The organism is Streptomyces sp. DSM 116795 (assembly GCF_055792905.1).
Map to the genome: position 1 here is coordinate 940,185 of NZ_CM147707.1, position 20,633 is coordinate 960,817.

The window sequence follows — 20,633 nt, forward strand, 5'->3', positions numbered from 1 at the left end:
AGACCCCCCTTCCCTTCCATGGTCAACATGCCGACTATTCCTCCCAGGGCTGGATCTTCCCCTTCTTGTTGACCATGCCGGCCCTCCGTAGCGCTGCCTGCATCTGCGGACTCAACTCGTCCCAGCTTCGCGCATGGCCATGGTAGATCCCTGTGCCATTGTGAGTCTCGTCGAACACCGAGAACTCCCCTGTCTCAGGGTTGGCGGCTACGCGGCGGGTCGTGTTGGGGTTGAACACGATGGACTTCTCAAGCGACTCCTGAGGATTCGTCGGCTCAGGTGCCGCACTCCCGCGCTGGTCCCGCCCATGCTTGGGGGAAGGCTCGAACTTCAGATCCTCACATTTCAGTCCGAGCGGGTCGCGCCACCGGTAGGGATTGTCAACCCAAGCCAACGGATTCGTGCCGCCGTCCAATCCGAGCGGGTCGGGACTGACGTAGCGGGCAACCGCCGGATCGTAGTGACGGTTCAGGTTGTAGTGAAGGCCGGTTTCGGGGTCGGAATACTGGCCCGCGTGGCGCAATGGAGTGTGGGCGGTGGCATCGCGGGTCACGGCGGTTGTGCCCCACACGGTGCTGCGGGTTCGCCAAGTCAATTGCCCATCAGGGGCTACCAGTTCTGTTGGTGAACCGGCCAAGTCGGTGATGATGGCGAAGAAGCGGGCGTCGATGGTCTGTTGGGAATCGAGGGCGAGTACCCGCTCCGCCTGGGCAACAGGCGCGAGTCCCTCGTATTCCCAAGTCAGCGCGATCGGCCGCTCGTCGACACCGGTCGTGGTCTGCTCGATCACCTGCGTGCCATCCCAGGTGAACACTGTCTCCTCGACCACCTGGCCATCGACGTCGAGTCTCTGCTTGGCAGTACGGCGCCCGAAAGGGTCGTAGTTGTAGGTCCAGACCGTGCCGTCGGGTGTCACGCACTCGGTCAACCGGTCCTCGGCGTCCCAGGTGTAGCGCCAGACGTCGGGCCTGCGGGAGAGGCGGGTCTTGCGGCGCTCGACAACTCGACCGGCTTCGTCGTAGACGTAGGTCCAACGGCCCGCCTTCGTCACATGCAGACCGCGGAACTCGCGTGCACCGGTAGCGGACTCACCGTGGGAGGCAGGCCAGGCAGCCTGGGTGAGGTTGCCCGCTGCGTCGTACGCGTAGGTCTCGGTCCAGTTCTGTCCGGTGACCTGGGTGATGCGGCCGACACGGTCGAGGCGGAAGCGGCGGGCGCCGTTGAGGCGATCGGTAAGGGTGGTGAGGTGACCGTCGGCGCGGTATTCGTAACTGCGCTGCTGCACCACCTGGCTGCCCTTGTCCGGCATGCGCAGGCCGCCGATCATGCCGTCGGCGGTGACCGTCTGGTTGAGGAGCCGACCAGTGGGATCCCATTCGTTCACGCAGTTCAGAGCAGCATCGACGCTTCTGCTGATTTCACGCCCCGCGGCGTCGTAGGCGGAATCCATGGCGTGACCGTCGAGGTCGACGCCGACCCTGTTGCCGGCCGGGTCGTAGGCATACGCCGTGACGGCGCCGACAGGAGTCGTCCGGCGCACGGGGCGCCCCAGCGAGTCGCGGTCGAAGGCAAGGACCCGTCCCCTGTACATCTCCGTGCGGAGGCGGCCCATACGGTCGCGCTGGAGCACGAGCTCGGAGTCCAACGTGACGGCGGAGAGCAGCCGCCCGGCCGGGTCATAGGTGTACAGCGTCTCGTCGCCGTCGACGTTCTTGCTGGTGATGCGACCGAGTTCGTCACGCTTGTAACTGACGGACTGTCCCAGCATGTTGGATCGCATACTCAACCCGCCCGCGTCGTCGTGCCAGTAGTACAGGTAGCGGCCGTCGAAGTCGGTCTCGCGGACGACCAGGCCGGTGGGGTCGTACTCGTACTCCCAGGTCAGACCCTGCGGGCTGGTGACCTGCCGCAACCGCAACTCGGTGTCATACGCGAAGACGTGCCGCGTGCCGTCCGGGTCGGTGCGGGCTGCCAGTAGGTCGAAGTGCGTGTACTCGTGCTCGGTGACGCCGCCTACCTGATCGGTGTGGCGCAGGAGGTTCCCTTCGCCGTCCCACTCCCAGGCTTCCACCGTGCTGTCCGGGCGCGTGCGGCTAGCGAGCTTGCCCTCAGCCGTCCAAGTCAACTGCGTGGTGTTGCCAAGCGGATCGGTGACCACGGTGGGACGACCGAAGGCGTCGCGCACGTAAGCAGTGACCGCGCCATGCGGTTCCGTGACTCGCACCGGCAGGCCGGCGGAGTTGCTCTCGATACGAGTGACCTGGCCGAGCGGATCCGTGACCGACGCCAGCCGGCCACCGCTGTTATACGAGAGGGCAGTAACGGTGCCGTCAGGACGGACGGTGCCGACAAGCCGGCCTGCCTCGTCGTACGACCGCCGTGTGATGGCACCGTCCGGGTCACGCAGTTCGACAGCGTTCCCCTCATCGTCGTATGCCACCCACGCGAAGTTGCCGTCTGGCTGCTCAACCCCGAGGATGCGGCCGAAATCATCGTAGCCGTAGGTGAACGTCGCGCCGAGAGGATCAGTGACCGTCAGCGGCCGGTGCTGATCGTCGTACGTGGTGCGGGTGGTACGACCGGCGCGGTCGGTCTCCGCGGTGATCCGCAGCTGGGCGTCGACTGTGAACAGGGAGGCGTGGCCGAGGGAGTCGGTGACCCGGGTCGTCGTGCACCCCGGCTGGTCGCTGTCCAGTCCGAACTCGAAACGGGCCGCGAGGTGCCCGGCTTCGCCTGCGTGGTGGACGCAGCGGTCCTCGTCGTCGTACGTGTACGAGAACGAGCGGTCGTTGCTGTCGGTCCACTTGGTGATGCGGCCGCGCTCGTCCACGTCGTACCGGGTGGCACGGTCCTCGGAGTCGGCGACGGAAGTGAGGAAGCCGCAGTCGTTGTAGCCGTACGCGCGCAGCCGTACCGGGCCCTCCGGCGTGCTCAGCGCCAGGGCCGCGACGCGGCCTGCGTCGCAGATGAACTGCAGCTCGTAGCCGCCGGAGTGGGTCATCGAGTGGGGCTGCCCCAGCTCCCACTCGACAGAGATCCAGTTTCCCTGCACGTCGGATATCGAGGCGAGCTTGGCGACGCCATCACCGCCCGGCGCCACACCGGCGGGCGCTTCGAAGGTGCGGGTGATCCGGTCGACCGGGTCGTACAAAACGTAGGAGCCGTCCGGGTGCCGCTCCAGTGGCCAGGGGACACCCTTGACCGGGGTGACGGGCAGGCCGGGTGCCGGATGGGGGTAGGCGCGGACGCTGCCGTCGGCGGCTACGTGCACGACACCTTCGGCGTCGACCTCCAGACGTTCGTCGATGGTGGAGGCCCAAGCCGGCCCGAACCAGCCGCCGTTGCGGTACGCCGACTCGAAGGTACGGGTGAACTCCATCGGGAACGTGCCCGGCAGCATCCCGTCGGTCTGCGGCAGCACCATCCGCCCGGTGGCAATGTCGACGGGCTCGTTGCGCAGGACCTTGCAGTTCAGGTCCCGCCCGAGGTCTCCGAGGCGTTCCTTAACCGACTTCCGGGCGCCTTCCTTCGCACCCTGCTCGATGGCCTCCTTGCCCCCGGCTTTCAGGCCACCCTTGAGTCCGCCCTTGACGATGCCGCCCGAGCCCTTGCCGCCGATGAGGTCGACGGCGATCTTCCCGATGGCCTCGGCGGGGTCGCGCCAGTTCTGGTTCTTGACGATGCCGACGAGCCGTTCGGGATGGGCGACGGTGGAGGCCAGGCCGGTGACGACGCCGTTCATGTTCTGCAGGTACTGGCCCGGGTGGGTCATGTTGTACGGGTCGGTCGGGTTCAGCATCCGCACCAGGCCGACCGTCTCGCCCAGGCCCTTCAGCAAACCGCCAGTGAGGTGCATGCTGTTCAACGCCATGCCCTCGGCCATGTCCCGGCCGGCCGACTTGAGCAGCTCCCAGCCGCCGGGCACCTCCGGGGCCTGGTCCACCAGCCCCTTCACCGCGTCCTTCGAGCGCCGCGCGGCATCGTCGCGCTGCTTCCGGGCCTCACCGACCATGTACTGGGCCCGCTCCAGCCCGGCCTTGCCCGGGTCCTCGAAGGGCGGCGGCTTCGGACCCGGGTCGCCTCCGGACTCGTTCTTGCGGTTCCACTCGTCGGCCTTCGCGTTGTAGTCGCCCACCGCCTTGGCCGAAGCCGCCTTCGACTTCTTGTACAGGGCGATGGCCTCCTTGGCCTCGCCCTGCGCCCATTGCACCGTGGACGCGTACTCGACCATCTGCTTCGCCGCCGCTTCGCAGGCGTCCGCAGCCTGGATCCAGAACTTCGGCTGCGGCTCGAACTCGGCCCGGAACGCCTCGCCAGCCTCGCCTTCCCAGCCGTGCACGTCGAGGCGCTTCAGCCCGGAGCCGAGCTTGTCGAAGGCCTTGAAGAAGTCCCGCAGATGCTCGGCCCGTTCGGTCAGCTTCTCCACGTCGCCGTGGATGATCTCCTTCGGGTCCTCCGTCTCACCGAGCTGGCGTTCGGCCACGTCGGCACCGAGCTTGTCCGCCGTCCACTCGCCAGCGTCCCGTACGCCCTCGGCCGCGCCCTCCAGGCCTACGCTGTCGAGACCGTCAGCGGCCTTGCCGCCCGCCCACTCGACCCCGTCGCCGACGACCTCGGCGCCCTGCTTCACCGCACCGACCGCGTCGTTGAACGCGTCCCCCAGCCCCATCGGTCAGTTCCCCCCGTTGCCCCTGTCGTTGCCCGGGCTGCCCTGTTCCTGCTCAGGCGGTGGCCCGTCCCACTGATAGTCCGAGTCGTCCCACCGGTCCGGACCCGCCACGTCCTGCCACGGGGAGCTCTGGAAGTCGTCCCCGACCTGCCCCCACTGATCTCCCATCTCGCCCCAGTCCGGCATCGACGAATCCGCCTCCGGTACCCGAGGCTTCACCCCGTCCCACACCTCGCCCCAGGACTTCTCCCCCGCCTTCTCCCCCTCCGCGACACCCTGCTGCGGGTTGTAGGAGCCAGCCGTGACGACGACCTCCTTGAGGGTGTCGTTCACGTACTGCTCCTGCTCGTGGTACAGCCCCGCAGACAGCCCGAGTCTCTCCGCGATGTCGTTCAGGTCCTGCATCTTCCCGTGCACCGCCAGCCCCCACCGGCCGCAGAACTGCCCGAACACATCAGCCAGTTCACCGCTGCCCATCTCCATGCCTGACATCGACAGGAACTGGAACCCGTGCCCCTGCTGGGCGGTGATCGAGAAGTAGCCCGTCTCCTCCAGCTCCGCCGTCGCCGCCTTCAAGCCCTGCTCGACCTGCTTCGCCGCCGCCGGATCGAATTTGTAGCCACCGCTCACGGCGCCGCCCCATCCGACTCCTCGTCCACGGCTACCTCATCGGGCACGATCCCCTTCGCCGGCGGCAACAGGAACGCCCCCTCACTGCCGACATCGACCGCGATCCCGCACGGGACTCCGACCTCCGCCAAGGTCTCATCCAGCAGCCGGGCCCCGTAGACACGCCGGAACTCCCACTCCCCGCCCTCGCCCCGAGCCTGCGCAAACGCCGTCAGTGTGTCCGTGTCGGTGAACGCGTAGATCCACCGCAGGCCACCCTGATCCCCGGCAAGAATCCCGCCGTCCCGGATCGGCACCAGCACCAGCGACCTGCGGAACTCCCCCAATTCGGCGTGCACATGCTCCCGTGCCGCCTCGACGTCCTCGAAGTCCTCCGTCAGCATGACAACCCCCCGGCCAGATCTGCGGTTCCAACCGTAAGGGACACAAAACACCCGGCAACAGGTTCCGTCCCGGCCACCCGGCCCCGTCGGCCCGGATCCGCACATCGGCCGACCCCGGCCCCGCACAGCACCGCGCCCCAGGCAGGCGGGTTGCCCGGGGCGCGGCGGCTCAGGTGGAGGACGCGCGGCTCAACTGCCGGGCGCCGCAGCTCACATGGCCGGGGGCGCCGCGGCTTGCACGGCGGGCGCGGCGGCTCGCCGGAGCCCGGCGCCGCTCAGCTGGAGAACGCCGCGTCGAAGGACGACGTGGGTGGGTCGTAGTCGTACGCCTTGAGCCGGCGCAGCGCCTCCGGCGCCCCCGCGAGCCGGTCCATGCCCGCGTCCTCCCACTCCACCGAGACGGGCCCGTCGTAGCCGATGGAGTGCAGCATGCGGAACACATCCTCCCAGGCCACGTCGCCGTGCCCCGCGGAGACGAAGTCCCAGCCGCGCCGCGGGTCGCCCCACGGCAGGTGGGAGCCCAGCCGGCCGTTGCGCCCGTCGAGACGCGTGCGGGCCTCCTTGCAGTCGACGTGGTAGATGCGCTCCCGGTAGTCGTAGAGGAACCCCGCCGGATCCAGGTCCTGCCACACGAAGTGGCTGGGATCGAAGTTGAGCCCGAACGCCGGGCGGTGGCCGATGGCTTCCAGCGCGCGGTGCGTCGTCCAGTAGTCGTACGCGATCTCGCTGGGGTGCACCTCGTGTGCGAAGCGCACGCCCTCCGCGTCGAAGACGTCGAGGATCGGGTGCCATCGCTCCGCGAAGTCCTCGTAACCGCGCTCGACCATGTGCGGCGGCACCGGCGGGAACATCGCCACCAGATGCCAGATCGAGGAGCCCGTGAACCCGACCACGGTACGCACGCCCAGCGCCGCCGCCGCCCGCGCCGTGTCCTTCAACTCCGCGGCGGCGCGCTGCCGTACGCCCTCGGGGTCGCCGTCGCCCCAGATGCGGGCGGGCAGGATGCCCTGGTGCCGCTCGTCGATGGGACTGTCGCAGACGGCCTGCCCCACGAGGTGGTTGGAGACCGCCCAGCACTGCAGCCCGTACTTCTCCAGCAGGGCCCGGCGCCCGTCCACGTAGTCCGGCTCCGCCAGGGCGCGGTCCACTTCGAAGTGGTCGCCCCAGCAGGCGAGTTCGAGTCCGTCGTAGCCGAAGTCGCGGGCGAGCCCGCAGACTTCCTCCAGTGGGAGGTCCGCCCACTGGCCGGTGAAGAGGGTGAACTGTCGGGGCATCTGCGCTGCCTCCTGATCTGTCCGGGCGGGGCGCCTCAGTCGGCGGTGACGTTGACGTACACGCTGTGCTTCGCCGCGCTCTCCTCGACCGCGGCCAGCACACGCTGGACCTGCAGGCCGTCGGCGAAGGACGGTTCGGGGTCGGTGCCGGTGGCGATGGCGTACAGCAGGTCGCGCGCCTGGTGCACGAAGGTGTGCTCGTAGCCCAGGCCGTGCCCCGGCGGCCACCACGCCTCCAGATAGGGGTGGTCGGCCTCGGTGACGAGGATGCGGCGGAAACCGGACTCCTGGGCGGCGTCCGTGTGGTCGTGGAAGTGCAGTTCGTTGAGGCGTTCCAGGTCGAACTCCAGTGATCCGCGTGTGCCGTTGAGCTCGACCCGCAGCGCGTTCTTACGGCCCGCCGCGACGCGGCTGACTTCGAAGGAGGCCAACGCCCCCGACACCAGGCGCCCGTTGAAGACGGCGGCGTCGTCGACGGTGACCGGCCCGAGCGCGCCGGCGGACGCCTCGCCGGGCAGCGGCCGCTCCGTCACGAACGTCTCCGTCTGCGCCGAGACCCCGGCCAGCGCCGAGCCCGCGAGGTGCTGCGCGATGTCGATGGCGTGGGCGCCGAGGTCGCCCAGCGCTCCGGAGCCCGCGGCCTCCCGGCGCAGCCGCCACGCCAGCGGGAAGGAGGGATCGACGAGCCAGTCCTGCAGATAGCTCACCCTCACGTGCCGCAGCTCGCCCAGACGCCCGTCGACGACCATGCGCCGGGCGAAGGCGAGCGCGGGCGTACGGCGGTAGTTGAAGCCCACCATGGTCAACTGCCCGCGCGCCCGGGCCTGTTGTGCCGCCAACGCCATCTGCTCCGCCTCGGCGACCGAGTTGGCGAGCGGCTTCTCGCACAGCACGTGCTTGCCCGCCTCCAGCGCCGCGACGGCGATCTCGGCATGGCTCTCGCCGGGAGTGCAGATGTCGACGAGCTGGATGTCGCTGCGGGCTATCAGCGCCCGCCAGTCGGTCTCCGTCGCCGTCCAGCCCAGCCGCCCCGCGGCCGCCCGTACGCCTTCAGGGTCACGACCGCACACCGCCGTCATCGCGGGAGCGAGCGGCAGGTCGAAGACCCGGCCGACGGTGCGCCAGCCCTGCGAGTGGGCCGCTCCCATGAAGGCGTAACCGACCATGCCCACGCCGAGCGGTGGCGCCGATCCGCCCTGCTCCGGGCGTATGGGCGCGGGGGCGGGCGCTGTGTCGTCGGACATGGGGCTCCTCCCTGTCGGGGGTACGAGTGGGGGGTGTGGCACGGCCGGGGCAGCACGGCCTGGCGTGGTGCGCGGCGTGGTGCGTCCGTGGTGAGGCACGGCGGTGACGTGCTGCGGTGGTGCGCGAGGTGCGCGGCGTGGCGCACGCCGGCGGCGCCGGGCCCGGCACGGCGGCGACGGACGGGCCCGGCCGCCGGCTACTTGAAGCCGGTCGGCAGATACTCGTCCACGTTCTCCTTGGTGACGACGGCCGAGTAGAGCGTGAGGGAGGCGGGGATCTCGAACTCGGCGAGGCCGCCGACGCCCTTGCCCTGCCCGAGTGCGCGGGCGAGGTCGATGGCGGAGGCCGCCATCGTCGGCGGGTAGAGGACGGTGGCCTTGATGACGCCGTTGTCGGCCTTGATGGTGTCCATGACGCGCCGTGAGCCGGCGCCGCCCACCATCAGGAAGTCGTCCCGGCCTGCCTGCTTGATGGCCCGCTCGGCGCCTACGCCCTGGTCGTCGTCGTGGTTCCACAGGGCGTCGAACTTCGGCTCCGCGCGCAGCAGTTGCGCCATCTTCGACTGCCCGGACTCCACGGTGAACTCGGCGGCCTGGCGGGCGACCTTCTCGATGTTCGGGAAGTTCTTCAGGGCGTCGTCGAATCCTTCCGTACGCTCCCGGGTCAGCTCCAGGTTGTCGATGCCGGCGAGTTCGACGACCTTGGCGTTCTTCTTGTCCTTGAGCTTCTCGCCGATGTAGCGGCCGGCGTTGAGGCCCATGCCGTAGTTGTCGCCGCCGATCCAGCAGCGGTAGGCCTGCTGCGAGGCGAAGACCCGGTCGAGGTTGACGACGGGGATGCCCGCACGCATCGCCTTCAGGCCGACCTGTGTCAGCGCCTTGCCGTCGGCGGGGAGGATGACCAGGACGTCGACCTTCTTGTTGATCAGAGTCTCGATCTGGCCGACCTGCTGGGCGTTGTCGTTGGAGCCTTCGGTCGCCTCCAGCGTGACGTCCTTGTATTTCTGTGCCCGCTCCTTGGCCTGCTCGTTGATGGCGTTGAGCCAGCCGTGGTCGGCCTGCGGTCCGGCGAAGCCGATCGTGACCTTCTTGCCGGGCCTGTCGTCGGCGACGTTCGCCTGGCCGGTCTCTTCCTTGTCGTCGTTGCTCGTGTTGCTGGTGCAGCCCGCTGCGAAGAGGGCGGCGCCCGCCGCCGCCGTACCGAAGAGGACGTTCCGGCGGGACGTGGCTGAAGTGGTCTCGCGGCGTGGCGAGTTGGGGTTCTCAGGTGTGTGGCTCATGGCGTCTTCCGACCCTTCTGGACCAGGACTGCGGCGACGATGATCGCTCCCTTGGCGATCTGCTGAACGTCTGTCTGGAGGTTGTTGAGCGCGAACAGATTCGTGATCGTGGTGAAGACGAGGACTCCGAGCACGGAGCCGGTGATGGTGCCCCGGCCGCCGCTGAGCAGGGTGCCGCCGATGATCGCTGCGGCGATGGCGTCGAGTTCGTAGAGATTGCCGTTGGTGTTCTGACCGGAGCCGGTGAGGACGATCAACATGAACGCGGCGATGCCGCAGCACAGGCCGGACAGGAGATACAGCAGCAGCCGCTGCCTGCGTACGGCGATGCCGGCGAGCCGCGAGGCCTCGGCGTTGCCGCCGACCGCGACCGTGCGCCGTCCGAAGGTCGTACGCCCCAGGACGAGCCAGCCCAGCACCGCGACCGCCGCGAAGACCAGCACCAGCGGCGGCACTCCGAGCACGTAGCTGTCGGAGACGCCGAGTTCGAGCACGGCCTGCACGTCGACCACCTGCGTCTTGCCGTCGCTGATCAACAGAGCGAGGCCGCGCGCCGAGGCGAGCATGGCGAGGGTGGCGATGAAGGGCACCATCGGCCCGTACGCGATGAGCATGCCGTTGACCAGCCCGCACCCCACCCCGACGGCGACGGAGCACAGCAGCATGCCGCCGAGCCCGAACTCCTGCGTGGCGACCGTCGTCGCCCACACCGAGGCGAGCGCGACGATCGCCCCGACGGACAGGTCGATCCCGCCACCGATGATGACGAAGGTGACGCCGACGGTGACGACCCCGATGACCGAGGACTGGGTGAGGATCAGCTGAAGATTGTCGCCGGTCAGGAACTGCTCCGGCTTGGTGAACGCGCCGACGACCACCAGCGCGACGAGCACCCCCGCCAGCGAGAGGTGACGCAGACCGCCACGGGGTGCGCTGATGCCGCGCCGGCGCGGCGAAGCCGGCTCCTGCGCGGGCTCCTTGACCGCATCGGCGCCTGCCTCGGCACCGGTTGGGCTCAACACGAAGGGCTCCCTTCCATGACGAGGTCGAGCACCCGGTGCTCGTCGAGCTCCCGGGCGGGGGCGGTGTGCACGACGCGGCCCTCCCGCAGCACCAGCACCCGGTCCGCGAGTCCGAGGACTTCGGGAACCTCGCTGGAGACGAGGAGGACGGCGACGCCGGAGTCCGCGAGCCGGCGGATGACGGTGTAGAGCTCTGCCCGCGCGCCCACGTCGACGCCTCGGGTGGGCTCGTCCAGCAGCAGCACCCGGCACTCGCGCAGCAGCCACCGCGCGAGGACGACCTTCTGCTGGTTGCCGCCGGAGAGGGTGCGCACGGGCCGGTCCGGGTCGTCGGGGTGCAGTGCGAGGCCGCGGGTGCGTGCGCGGGTCTCGGTGCGCTCGCGCGTACGGTCCAGCCAGCCGCCGGTGGAGAAGCGGGGCAGCGCGGAGACGGAGACGTTGCTGGTGACGGACTCCAGCATCAACAGCGCCTGGGACTTGCGCTCTTCGGGAGCCAGCCCGATGCCCGCCCGCACGGCCGCGGTGACGTCGCCGGGGCGCAGCGGCCTGCCGTCGACGAGGATGCGCCCGGCGGTGGGGCGGCGGGCTCCGGAGAGGGTCTCCAGGATCTCGGAGCGTCCGGAGCCGACGAGCCCGGCTAGGCCGGTGATCTCACCGGGGTGCAGCTGGAGGTCGAGGGGCGCGAACTCGCCTTCGCGCGCGAGTCCTTCGGTGCACAGCACGGGCGGCCGGGGCGCCGCGCGCAGGACGCGGTCCGTGGGCGGCTCGACGGAGACGGGGCGTTCGGGGAAGGCGTACTGCACTTCGCGCCCTGTCATCAGGGCGACGAACTCCCGGGTCTCGGTGGTGCGTGCGGGGAGTCCGCGAGCGGCGACGCGGCCGTCCTTGAGCACGGAGACGCGGTCGCCGACGCGGCGGATCTCCTCCAGCCGGTGGGAGATGTAGACGACTGCGACGCCGTCCTCCGTCAGGCCGGCGACGATGCGGAAGAGGTTGGCGACCTCATCCGGGTCGAGCGCGGCGGACGGCTCGTCCATGACGATGAGGCGTACGTCGTGGGAGAGGGCGCGGGCCATCGAGACGATCTGCTGCCCTGCGGCCGGGAGCGCTCCGACGGTGATGTCGGGGTCGATCTCCGGGTGCCCGAGGCGGCGCAGGAGCGCGGCAGCACGGGTACGGGCGTCGCGTGCGCGGATGAAGCCGCGGGCGGAGACCTCGTTGCCGAGGAAGATGTTCTCGGTGACCGACAGGTGCTCCACCAGGTCGAGTTCCTGGTAGATGGTGGCGATGCCGAGACGCATGGCCGCCATCGGCGTGGTCAGCCGCACGGGCTCGCCCTGCCAGCGGATGTCGCCCTCGTCGGGCTGGTGGGCGCCGGCGAGGACCTTGATCAGGGTGGACTTGCCCGCGCCGTTCTGGCCCAGCAGGCAGTGCACTTCGCCGGCGTTCACGTCCAGGTCGACGCCGTCCAGCGCGCGCACGCCGGGGAAGGTCTTGGTGATGCGGGACATCGTCAGCAGTGGAGCCTGTGGAGACTGAGGAACCTCTGGAGCCATGCGGGGCCTCCGTGCGTACTGCGTACGGACAGGCGGGACCGTGCTGGTGCACTTGCGGGGGGTTGGTGCCGGTGCTGCGGGTGCGGGGTGCCGTGGAGCCGGCGCCGCGGATGCCGTGGAGCCGGCACCGTCGTACGGGTGCCGTGGTGCGGGGCGGTGCACGCGCTGTGCTACGGGGCCTTGCGGCCGTGGAGGCCTGGCGCGAGCCGGGCCGTGAGGAGTCGGGTCAGGCCGGGGAGAAGAGGTGGTCGCTGATGAGGCGGGCGGCTCCGGTCACGCCGGCGGCGGGGCCCAACTCGCCCAGGACGATGGGGAGATTGCCGGTCGCCAGCGGAAGCGACTGGCGGTAGACCTGTGTGCGGATGCTCGCGAGCAGGGTGTGGCCGAGCCCGGTCACACCGCCCCCGATCACGACGAGCCCGGGGTTGAAGAAGCTGACGAGTCCGGCGATGACCTGGCCGACGCGGGCCCCGCCGTCGCGGATGAGATCGAGGGACGTGCCGTCCCCGGCAGCGGCCGCGTTGGCGACGTCCTCGGCGGTCAGCCGTCCGGCGGCCTCCAGCCGCGCGGAGAGTTCGGCCGAGCGGCCGTCGCGCGCCGCGGCCTCGGCGTCACGTGCGAGTGCGGCCCCTCCGAAGTAGGCCTCGAGACAGCCGCGGTTGCCGCAGGGGCACTGGCGGCCCTCCGACTCGACCTGGATGTGCCCGATGTCGCCCGCGCTGCCCGTCGTGCCGCGGTGCACCTCACCGCCTGCCACGACGCCGCATCCGATGCCGGTGCCGATCTTCACGCAGAAGAAGTCCCGCACCGAGCGGGCGACTCCGGCCTGCATCTCGCCCATGGCCATCAGATTCACGTCGTTGTCGACCATGACCGGGCAGCCGAGCTCCTGGCTGAGGGCCTCCCGTACGGGGAAACCGTCCCAGCCGGGCATGATCGGCGGCGCCACCGGTACGCCCTCGGGGAAGCGCACCGGACCCGGCACGCCGATCCCCGCACCGTCGAAGCCTTCGGCGACGCCGGAGTCCCGGAGCTTGCCGACCATCGCGAGCACTTGGTCGAAGACGGCGACGGGGCCCTCGCGCACGTCCATCGGCTGGTTGAGGTGTCCCAGGATCTCCAACTCGGGGTTGGTGACGGCCACATCGACGGACGTCGCCCCGATGTCGACGCCCAGGAAGCGGAGTTCGGGCGTGAGCCGCACGTTGTGCGAGCGGCGGCCGCCGCGGGAGGCGGCGAGCCCGTCCGCGACGACGAGCCCCGTCTCCAGCAGACGGTCGATCTCCACGGCGAGCTTGGAGCGGGAGAGGTCGACGTGGTCGCCCAGTTCGGCGCGGGAGTTCGGACCGCCGTCACGCAGCAGGCGGAGCAGTCGCGCCTGGTGCGCGTTCGCGGGCCGAGCAGTCATGCGCCTCACCGCCACCCTCCCCTCCCCTGGACACCGTCAGCCGGCTCTCGGGAAGCCACCCGGCCGGCGGGCAGGTCGGGCAACTCCCCTGCCTCCGGCCGGACTTCTCGTCGACCTCTCCCGCGGAGCGTGGGTCGCTCCCCGGGGATTGACTGGGAACGTACCAGCGGTCTGCGCAATGGGGAAGAAGTTCTGCAGAAACCCATTCGACTTTTTCCATGCAATGGACAAAGGTCCGGCCGACGCAGGGCACGGGCCCAGCCCGGCAACGGCCGGACACAGACATGCAAGGAAGAAACGGCGGGAAACGAGCAAGGGGGGAGGGCCGGCCAGCCAGCCGAGGAGCGGCGGCCCGCGGCCGGAAGCGTCAGCCGCGCTCGCGCTCGTGATAAGAGCGGCGCGTGTGCTCCGTGTGCTGCCGCATGACCTCTGCGGCCCGCTGTTCGTCTCCCCCGGCGATGGCCGCGATCAGCTCGCGGTGCTCGATCCAGGACTGCGCGCCCCGCTGCCGGGCAACCGGCGTGTAGTACCAGCGCACCCTGCGGTCGACCTGACGGGCCAGCTCGGCGAGGACCGCGTTGCCGGCCAGCGCCATCACGCGGGCGTGGAAGGCCGCGTTCGCCTCCACGACCCTCTCCACCTCCTCGCCGCCGACAGCTGCCTCGCCCCGCCCGCAGAGGTCCTCCAGCTCCGCGACGCCGGCCGCGTCGGCGTTCACGGCCGCGAGCCGGGCGGCCTCGGCCTCCAGCAGCGTCCGCACGGTCAGCAGCTGGTCGGCCTCGTCCTCCGTCGGCTCGTGCACGAACGCGCCCTGCGCGGGGCGCAGATCGACCCATCCGTCCGTGTTCAGCCGCTGCAGCGCCTCCCGTACGGGCTGCCGGGAGACACCGAGATGCTGGGCGAGCTCGCTCTCGACGAGATGCTGCCCGGGCCTGAGCGCGCGCGTGGTGATGAGCTCCAGCAGCGCCTCGTAGACCCGCTCCCGGAGGGGCCCCGGCCGCTCCAGCTTGGGCATGGTGCCTTCCGGCAGACCGGCGGACAGCATGTGCGACTCCTGACTCTCGGCGGACCCTGGACCCGCGGCGTACCGTGACAGGGAAATGGAGACTGGCTATTGGATACAGTCTACGGAGTGCAGTGCGTCCACGGCGACGTGATGGGCCATCTTCCACCCTCTGTGACGCGTCACACGCGCCGTTCCCTCCCCACGCGGCCCCCTGTGCGACCCCGGCGCACACCCGAAATCGGCGCGCGTCGCGCCCCTTCGCCGTGCCAGTGTCCCCTTCCATGGACCGCGACTGGATACCGGACGAACTCGCACACGCAGGCCACGAGCATCTCGACGCCCGTTTCGTCAGCGGCTTCGACCTCAAGCAGGGGCACCCGGACCCGGGCGCTGACCTGGCACTCCTGCGCTCCTACGGACTCTCCGCGGACTCGGTCGTCGTGGATCTCGGGGCCGGCACCGGCCAGTTCGCCGTGCCGGCGGCGCGGCACTTCGGCCGCGTGGTCGCCGTCGAGATCTCCCCGGCGATGCGGGAGATGCTGCGCGAACGCGCCGCGGCGGACGGGTCGGCCACGCTCGAATGCATACGGGGCGGCTTCCTCACCTACGAGCACTCCGGAGCACCGGCCGATGCGGTCTTCACGCGCCACGCCCTGCATCAGCTCCCCGACTTCTGGAAGGTGCTGGCACTCCGCCGCATCGCCGGGATGCTGCGGCCCGGCGGCATCCTCCGGCTGCACGACCTGATCTACGACTTCGCCCCCGAGGAGACGGAGACCTTCCTCGAGCGCTGGCTGGCGGACGCGCCGGAGGATTCCGTTACCGCCTACACCCGCGAGGAGCTGGCGGAGCACATCCGTACCGAACACAGCACGTTCCGCTGGCTGTTCGAACCGATGCTCGCCGCGACGGGTTTCGACATCGCCGACTCCTCCTTCCGCGGCTCCGTCTACGCCTCGTACACCTGCGTGAAGCGCTGAAGAGCTGAAAAGGGGTCACACCGGTGGAGCCGGGGGCGGCGCGGGGGCGCTGACACACGGAAGCGGGGCGGCCCGGCTCGTCGCCGTCGCCGCCCCGCGTCGCGGGACCGACCGTGGTCAGTTGATGGTGAAGTCGCCGTCGACGATCGTGTTGTTGAAGCTGTTGTTGAACTCGAATTCGTTGTAGCTGTCCTCGTTGAAGCTGTCCTCAATGCTGACCGAGGAGGGGGCCTTGGAGTAGTCGTCGTCGCAGGCCTGAGCAGAAGCGGCGCCCGCGAAGGCCATGCCGACGACCGCGAGCCCTACGAAGGCGGGACGGATGACAGATCGCATGAGGAATCCTTTTCTCCTGGGGTGCTGACCTCACTAATGTCCGCATTCGGATGCCAATATGAAGAACGACACGCTTAAGCTGTTATGCAACCCCTCGTTAGGCCCAACCCGTCCTGGCGCAGCGGCCCGGCCACATACAGTCGACGAAATCTGTCCGTGCCTCTGGTCATCCGGCCTTCAACTTCCTACGCTCCCTGGTCATGGCACCTGGGCTTCTCGACCGTTCCCGTACCGTCGCACCTCCTGGCTGGAGCCGCTGGCTGATCCCTCCCGCCGCGTTGTCGGTGCACCTCTCGATCGGCCAGGCGTATGCGTGGAGCGTCTTCAAACCCGCGCTCGAGTCGTCCCTGAACCTCTCCGGCACGGCGAGCGCGCTGCCCTTCCAGCTGGGCATGGTGATGCTCGGTCTCTCGGCGGCGTTCGGCGGCACCCTCGTGGAGCGCAACGGGCCGCGCTGGGCCATGACGGTCTCTCTCGTCTGCTTCTGCTCCGGCTTCCTGCTCGCCGCGCTGGGCGCCGCCACCGGGCAGTACTGGCTGGTGGTCTTCGGCTACGGCTTCGTAGGCGGGATCGGCCTCGGCATCGGCTACATCTCCCCCGTGTCCACGCTGATCAAGTGGTTCCCCGACCGTCCCGGCATGGCGACCGGCATCGCGATCATGGGATTCGGGGGCGGCGCGCTGATCGCCTCGCCGTGGTCGGCGCAGATGCTGGAGAGCTTCGGGTCCGACAAGGGCGGCGTGGCCTCCGCGTTCCTCGTGCACGGGCTGGTCTACGCGGTCTTCATGTCCCTCGGCGTGCTGCTGGTCCGCGTACCGGCGGAGGGATGGCAGCCGCCCGGCGGGAGGAAGCCGCAGGAGCAGCAGTCGCAGAAGCCGCTGGTGACCACCGCGAACGTCTCGGCGCGCAGCGCCGTGCGCACGCCGCAGTTCTGGCTCCTGTGGGTGGTGCTGTGCATGAACGTCACCGCCGGCATCGGCATCCTGGAGAAGGCCGCGCCGATGATCGGTGACTTCTTCGCGGACACCTCCGCCCCCGTCTCGGCCGCTGCCGCGGCCGGCTTCGTCGCCCTGCTCTCGCTCGCGAACATGAGCGGACGCTTCGTGTGGTCGTCCACGTCCGACGTCATCGGCCGCAAGAACATGTACCGCTGCTACCTGGGCGTCGGGGCGCTGATGTATCTGGGGATCGTGCTGCTCGGCGACTCCTCCAAGCCGCTGTTCATCGGCTGCGCGCTCGTCATCATCTCCTTCTACGGCGGCGGCTTCGCGACCGTACCGGCGTATCTGAAGGACCTGTTCGGGACGTACGAGGTGGGTGCCATCCACGGGCGGCTGCTGACCGCGTGGTCCACCGCGGGCGTGCTCGGACCGCTGATCGTCAACTGGATCGCGGACTCGCAGGAGGCAGCGGGCCGTTCGGGCGCCGGGCTCTACGGGCTCGCGCTGTCCATCATGATCGGGCTGCTGGCCGTCGGCTTCGTCGCCAACGAGCTGATCCGGCCCGTGAATCCGAAACACCACGTGCCCGAGCCGGCGACCGCCGCCGGCCAGGAGGGCGGCGCAGAGCGCAAGGAGGCGACGGGGCGATGACGACCGGCGAGAACAGCACACCCGAGGCCGCGGCGCCGGCGGCCGCCCCGGGCGCACCCCCGACCGCTCTGTTCGCGCTCGCCTGGCTCTGGGTCGGCGTGCCCATGGCGTACGGGGTCTACGAGCTGATCCTCAAGGTGACGAAGCTCTTCACCGGGGGCTGACGGGTTCCCCCTCGGCCCCCGCGAGGGGATAATTCGGGCGAAGTCGCTGCGGCACAACTGCCGCACGTGTCTTGTCCGTTCACAAAGGCGAGTGTATACAATATTCTGTCGACCATCTTAGGTTCCATCCCACGCTCGGTCCCCTCAACCGAACGGAGAGCGGATATGAAAGTCGCAGTGGTCGGCGCCGGAGCGATCGGCGCCTACGTCGGAGCAGCGCTGCACCGCGCGGGCGCCGACGTGCACCTCATAGCCCGTGGACCCCACCTGGCCGCCATGAAGGAGAACGGCGTCCAGGTCCTCAGCCCGCGCGGTGACTTCACCGCACGGGTCCACGCTACCGACGACCCGTCCGCCATAGGACCGGTCGACTACGTCTTCCTGGGGCTGAAGGCCAACTCCTACGCGGCGTGCGGGCCGCTGGTGCATCCCCTGCTCGGTGCGAAGACCGCCGTCGTGGCCGCGCAGAACGGCATTCCGTGGTGGTACTTCCACGGTCTCCGAGGGCCCTACGAGGGCCGTCGCATCGAGAGCGTCGATCCCGGCGGCGCCGTCAGCGAGGTGCTTCCGCCGCACCGCGCCATCGGCTGCGTCGTCTATGCCGCGACGCAGCTCCAAGGGCCCGGCGTCGTACAGCACATGGAAGGCACCCGCTTCTCCATCGGCGAGCCGGACACCACCGACTCCTCGCGCTGCGAGGCGTTCAGCGAGGCGATGGTGGCCGGGGGCCTGAAGTGCCCCGTCGAGGCCGACATCCGCAACGACATCTGGATCAAGCTGCTCGGCAACATCGCCTTCAACCCGCTCAGCGCGCTCTCCCGCGCGACCATGGCGCAGATCTGCCGCCACCAGGACACACGGGCGCTGGTGACGACGATGATGCGCGAGACACTCGCAGTGGCAGAGGCCGTCGGCTGCCGCCCCGAGATCTCCGTCGAGAAGCGACTGGCCGGAGCCGAACGCGTCGGCGAACACAAGACCTCCACCCTCCAGGACCTGGAGAGCGGCAAGCCCATGGAGCTGGACGTGCTCCTGGCCGCCGTGGTCGAACTCGCCGCGCTGACCGGCACCCCCGTGCCGAAGCTCTGCGCCATACACGCCGTCACCGACCTGCTGGCACAGACCGTAAGGAGCGCAGCATGAGGCAACGCGACCGCGGGAAACCGCCGTCGACGGACTACCCGCGACTGACACACCCCCTGGTGCGGGACGAGAAGGGCGGGCCGCTGCGCAGGGCGACCTGGGAAGAGGCGCTGGAGAAGGCGACCGAGGGGTTCCGCAGGATCAAGGCGGAGCACGGCCCGGACGCCTTCGGCATGTTCTCCTGCGCCCGCGCGACGAACGAAATGAACTACGTGGCGCAGAAGTTCACCCGCGTCATCATGGGCACGCACAACGTCGACTCGTGCAACCGCACCTGCCACGCGCCCAGCGTGGCCGGTCTCTCCGCGGCCTTCGGCTCCGGCGGCGGCACCTCCTCCTACGAGGAGGTCGAGGCGACCGACCTGATCGTGATGTGGGGCTCCAACGCCCGCTTCGCGCACCCGATCTTCTTCCAGCACGTGCTGCGCGGCATCCGCAACGGCGCACGGATGTACGCCGTCGACCCGCGCCGTACGTCCACGGCGGAGTGGGCGGAGAGCTGGCTCGGTCTGAACGTCGGCACGGACATCGCCCTCGCCCACGCGATCGGCCGCGAGATCATCCACGCGGGCCTCGCGAACCACGCCTTCATCGAGCGGGCGACGACCGGCTTCGAGGAGTACAAGGCCGAGGTCGAGCCGTGGACGCTGAGCGCCGCCGAGAAGGTCACCGGCGTACCGGCGGAGGCGATACGCGACCTCGCGCACGCCTACGCCACCGCCGAACGCGCCCAGCTGTGCTGGACGCTGGGCATCACCGAGCACCACAACGGCACCGACAACGTACGGGCGCTGATCAACCTCTCGCTGCTCACCGGGCACGTCGGCCGCTACGGCGCCGGACTGCAGCCGCTGCGCGGCCAGAACAACGTGCAGGGCGGCGGCGACATGGGCGCCATCCCGGACCGGCTGCCCGGGTTCCAGAACGTCCTCGACCCCGAGACCCGGGAGAAGTTCGAGGCCGCATGGGGAGTCACGCTGGAGCCGCGCCACGGACGCAACCTCACCGCGATGTTCGAGGCGATGGAGAGCCGCGAGCTGCGCACCGTCTACTGCATCGGGGAGAACCCGGCACAGTCGGAGGCCGACAGCGGCCAGGCCATCGAGCGCATGCAGATGCTCGAACACCTCGTGGTGCAGGACATCTTCCTGACGAAGACGGCCGAACTGGCCGACGTCGTCCTGCCCGCCACCGCCGCCTGGTGCGAGACGGACGGCACCACGACCAACAGCGAACGGCGCGTGCAGCGCGTACGCAAGGCCGTCGACCCGCCCGGCGAGGCCCGCGAGGACATCGACATCATCTGCGACATCGCGGCGAGGCTCGGCTACGAGTGGAAGTTCGCCGACTCCGAGGCGGTCTGGGACGAGCTGCGTTCCGTCTCGCCCAACCACTACGGCATGACGTACGACCGTCTCGCCGAGCACCAGGGCATCCAGTGGCCCTGCCCCAGCACCGAGAAGCTGGAACCGACCTACATGCACGGGCGGTTGTGGGAGACGGACCCGGACAGGCGCGGCATGCCGGCCCCGTTCGGCATCGTGAAGCACGACCCGCCGGTCGACCTGACCGATGAGGAATACCCGCTGCGGCTGACGACCGGCCGGCGCCTGGACTCGTACAACACCGGTGTGCAGAGCGGGAGTTTCGCCTCGCCGCTGCGCCGCGGCGAGTACGTGGAGCTGTGCCCCGAGGACGCCGAGCTCTACGGCGTCAGCCCCGACGAGGAGGTGCGGGTGACCTCGCGGCGCGGCTCGGTCGTCGCGCCCGTGTGGATCGATCCCGGGCTGCGTCCCGGCCTCGCCTTCATGACCATGCATTTCCCGGACGAGGTGGACACCAACCAGCTGACCATCGAGGCCAACTGCCCCATCGCAGGTACCGCCGAATTCAAGGCATCCGCGATACGGATCGAGAAGCTGCCTGTCGCGGCAGCCGTGAGGAGCTGA

General features: G+C 69.7%; 16 protein-coding genes. 5 read left to right on the top strand and 11 right to left on the bottom strand.

Features of this window, described 5'->3' with window-relative positions; all coding sequences use genetic code 11:
• Nucleotides 1–34 precede the first annotated feature (34 nt).
• From ACSMXX_RS04020 to ACSMXX_RS04065, 10 genes are all read right to left on the bottom strand, one after another.
• A complete protein-coding gene (locus tag ACSMXX_RS04020) occupies nucleotides 35–4,669 on the bottom strand; it encodes a putative T7SS-secreted protein (RefSeq protein ID WP_473182652.1) in 4,635 nt (1,544 codons plus the stop codon).
• 3 nt (nucleotides 4,670–4,672) lie between these two features.
• On the bottom strand, nucleotides 4,673–5,299 hold the full coding sequence (locus ACSMXX_RS04025) for a hypothetical protein (protein ID WP_473182653.1): 627 nt from the start codon (nucleotides 5,297–5,299) through the stop codon (nucleotides 4,673–4,675).
• On the bottom strand, nucleotides 5,296–5,682 hold the full coding sequence (locus ACSMXX_RS04030) for an SseB family protein (protein WP_473182654.1): 387 nt from the start codon (nucleotides 5,680–5,682) through the stop codon (nucleotides 5,296–5,298). Before ACSMXX_RS04030 ends, ACSMXX_RS04025 begins: the two co-directional genes overlap by 4 nt.
• 275 nt (nucleotides 5,683–5,957) lie before the next feature.
• On the bottom strand, nucleotides 5,958–6,956 hold the full coding sequence (locus ACSMXX_RS04035; protein WP_473182655.1) for a sugar phosphate isomerase/epimerase family protein: 999 nt from the start codon (nucleotides 6,954–6,956) through the stop codon (nucleotides 5,958–5,960).
• 35 nt (nucleotides 6,957–6,991) lie between these two features.
• Nucleotides 6,992–8,200, bottom strand: a complete 1,209-nt coding sequence (locus ACSMXX_RS04040) for a Gfo/Idh/MocA family protein (protein WP_473182656.1) — start codon at nucleotides 8,198–8,200, stop codon at nucleotides 6,992–6,994.
• A 197-nt stretch (nucleotides 8,201–8,397) separates the two neighbouring features.
• Nucleotides 8,398–9,480: a substrate-binding domain-containing protein gene (locus ACSMXX_RS04045; RefSeq protein WP_473182657.1), complete on the bottom strand. Its 1,083-nt coding sequence runs from the start codon at nucleotides 9,478–9,480 to the stop codon at nucleotides 8,398–8,400.
• Nucleotides 9,477–10,418 carry an ABC transporter permease gene (locus ACSMXX_RS04050; protein WP_473184619.1) on the bottom strand — a complete coding sequence of 314 codons (942 nt, stop codon included), beginning with the start codon at nucleotides 10,416–10,418 and terminating at the stop codon, nucleotides 9,477–9,479. The genes ACSMXX_RS04045 and ACSMXX_RS04050 overlap by 4 nt, the downstream gene beginning before the upstream one ends.
• Before the next feature lie 77 nt (nucleotides 10,419–10,495).
• Nucleotides 10,496–12,058, bottom strand: coding sequence for a sugar ABC transporter ATP-binding protein (locus ACSMXX_RS04055; RefSeq protein WP_473182658.1), 1,563 nt, complete (start codon nucleotides 12,056–12,058; stop codon nucleotides 10,496–10,498).
• Between the two features lie 226 nt (nucleotides 12,059–12,284).
• Nucleotides 12,285–13,466: an ROK family transcriptional regulator gene (locus ACSMXX_RS04060; protein WP_473182659.1), complete on the bottom strand. Its 1,182-nt coding sequence runs from the start codon at nucleotides 13,464–13,466 to the stop codon at nucleotides 12,285–12,287.
• A 367-nt stretch (nucleotides 13,467–13,833) separates the two neighbouring features.
• The gene (locus ACSMXX_RS04065) at nucleotides 13,834–14,511 is read right to left on the bottom strand and encodes a GntR family transcriptional regulator (RefSeq protein ID WP_473182660.1); all 678 of its coding nucleotides are present in this window, start codon (nucleotides 14,509–14,511) and stop codon (nucleotides 13,834–13,836) included.
• 242 nt (nucleotides 14,512–14,753) lie between these two features.
• Between ACSMXX_RS04065 and ACSMXX_RS04070 the strand changes: the two genes are divergently transcribed.
• Complete coding sequence (locus ACSMXX_RS04070) at nucleotides 14,754–15,452, top strand: class I SAM-dependent methyltransferase (RefSeq protein WP_473182661.1); 699 nt, start codon at nucleotides 14,754–14,756, stop codon at nucleotides 15,450–15,452.
• 117 nt (nucleotides 15,453–15,569) lie between these two features.
• On the opposite strand, the gene ACSMXX_RS04075 is transcribed toward ACSMXX_RS04070, so the two are convergent.
• Complete coding sequence (locus ACSMXX_RS04075; RefSeq protein ID WP_473182662.1) at nucleotides 15,570–15,785, bottom strand: hypothetical protein; 216 nt, start codon at nucleotides 15,783–15,785, stop codon at nucleotides 15,570–15,572.
• A gap of 200 nt (nucleotides 15,786–15,985) precedes the next feature.
• On the opposite strand from ACSMXX_RS04075, the gene ACSMXX_RS04080 reads away from it, so the two are divergent.
• The 4 genes from ACSMXX_RS04080 to ACSMXX_RS04095 all read left to right on the top strand — a co-directional run bounded on the left by ACSMXX_RS04080 (nucleotide 15,986) and on the right by ACSMXX_RS04095 (nucleotide 20,633).
• Nucleotides 15,986–17,377 (top strand): OFA family MFS transporter, encoded by a 1,392-nt coding sequence (locus tag ACSMXX_RS04080; RefSeq protein WP_473182663.1) that lies wholly within the window; start codon nucleotides 15,986–15,988, stop codon nucleotides 17,375–17,377.
• Entirely contained in the window at nucleotides 17,374–17,541 is a 168-nt protein-coding gene (locus ACSMXX_RS04085) for an MFS transporter small subunit (protein WP_473182664.1), read from the top strand. The genes ACSMXX_RS04080 and ACSMXX_RS04085 overlap by 4 nt, the downstream gene beginning before the upstream one ends.
• A 165-nt stretch (nucleotides 17,542–17,706) precedes the next feature.
• Nucleotides 17,707–18,684 carry a 2-dehydropantoate 2-reductase gene (locus ACSMXX_RS04090; RefSeq protein ID WP_473182665.1) on the top strand — a complete coding sequence of 326 codons (978 nt, stop codon included), beginning with the start codon at nucleotides 17,707–17,709 and terminating at the stop codon, nucleotides 18,682–18,684.
• On the top strand, nucleotides 18,681–20,633 hold the full coding sequence (locus ACSMXX_RS04095) for a molybdopterin oxidoreductase family protein (protein ID WP_473182666.1): 1,953 nt from the start codon (nucleotides 18,681–18,683) through the stop codon (nucleotides 20,631–20,633). The genes ACSMXX_RS04090 and ACSMXX_RS04095 overlap by 4 nt, the downstream gene beginning before the upstream one ends.

What these genes read in the sequence shown, in the direction of transcription:
- ACSMXX_RS04070 (WP_473182661.1), top strand. Translation starts at nt 14,754, where the DNA reads ATGGACCGCGACTGGATACCGGACGAACTCGCACACGCAGGCCACGAG.
- ACSMXX_RS04030 (WP_473182654.1), bottom strand. Translation starts at nt 5,682, where the DNA reads ATGCTGACGGAGGACTTCGAGGACGTCGAGGCGGCACGGGAGCATGTG.
- ACSMXX_RS04060 (WP_473182659.1), bottom strand. Translation starts at nt 13,466, where the DNA reads ATGACTGCTCGGCCCGCGAACGCGCACCAGGCGCGACTGCTCCGCCTG.
- ACSMXX_RS04065 (WP_473182660.1), bottom strand. Translation starts at nt 14,511, where the DNA reads ATGCTGTCCGCCGGTCTGCCGGAAGGCACCATGCCCAAGCTGGAGCGG.
- ACSMXX_RS04075 (WP_473182662.1), bottom strand. Translation starts at nt 15,785, where the DNA reads ATGCGATCTGTCATCCGTCCCGCCTTCGTAGGGCTCGCGGTCGTCGGC.
- ACSMXX_RS04040 (WP_473182656.1), bottom strand. Translation starts at nt 8,200, where the DNA reads ATGTCCGACGACACAGCGCCCGCCCCCGCGCCCATACGCCCGGAGCAG.
- ACSMXX_RS04090 (WP_473182665.1), top strand. Translation starts at nt 17,707, where the DNA reads ATGAAAGTCGCAGTGGTCGGCGCCGGAGCGATCGGCGCCTACGTCGGA.
- ACSMXX_RS04080 (WP_473182663.1), top strand. Translation starts at nt 15,986, where the DNA reads ATGGCACCTGGGCTTCTCGACCGTTCCCGTACCGTCGCACCTCCTGGC.
- ACSMXX_RS04055 (WP_473182658.1), bottom strand. Translation starts at nt 12,058, where the DNA reads ATGGCTCCAGAGGTTCCTCAGTCTCCACAGGCTCCACTGCTGACGATG.
- ACSMXX_RS04020 (WP_473182652.1), bottom strand. Translation starts at nt 4,669, where the DNA reads ATGGGGCTGGGGGACGCGTTCAACGACGCGGTCGGTGCGGTGAAGCAG.
- ACSMXX_RS04095 (WP_473182666.1), top strand. Translation starts at nt 18,681, where the DNA reads ATGAGGCAACGCGACCGCGGGAAACCGCCGTCGACGGACTACCCGCGA.
- ACSMXX_RS04085 (WP_473182664.1), top strand. Translation starts at nt 17,374, where the DNA reads ATGACGACCGGCGAGAACAGCACACCCGAGGCCGCGGCGCCGGCGGCC.
- ACSMXX_RS04045 (WP_473182657.1), bottom strand. Translation starts at nt 9,480, where the DNA reads ATGAGCCACACACCTGAGAACCCCAACTCGCCACGCCGCGAGACCACT.
- ACSMXX_RS04035 (WP_473182655.1), bottom strand. Translation starts at nt 6,956, where the DNA reads ATGCCCCGACAGTTCACCCTCTTCACCGGCCAGTGGGCGGACCTCCCA.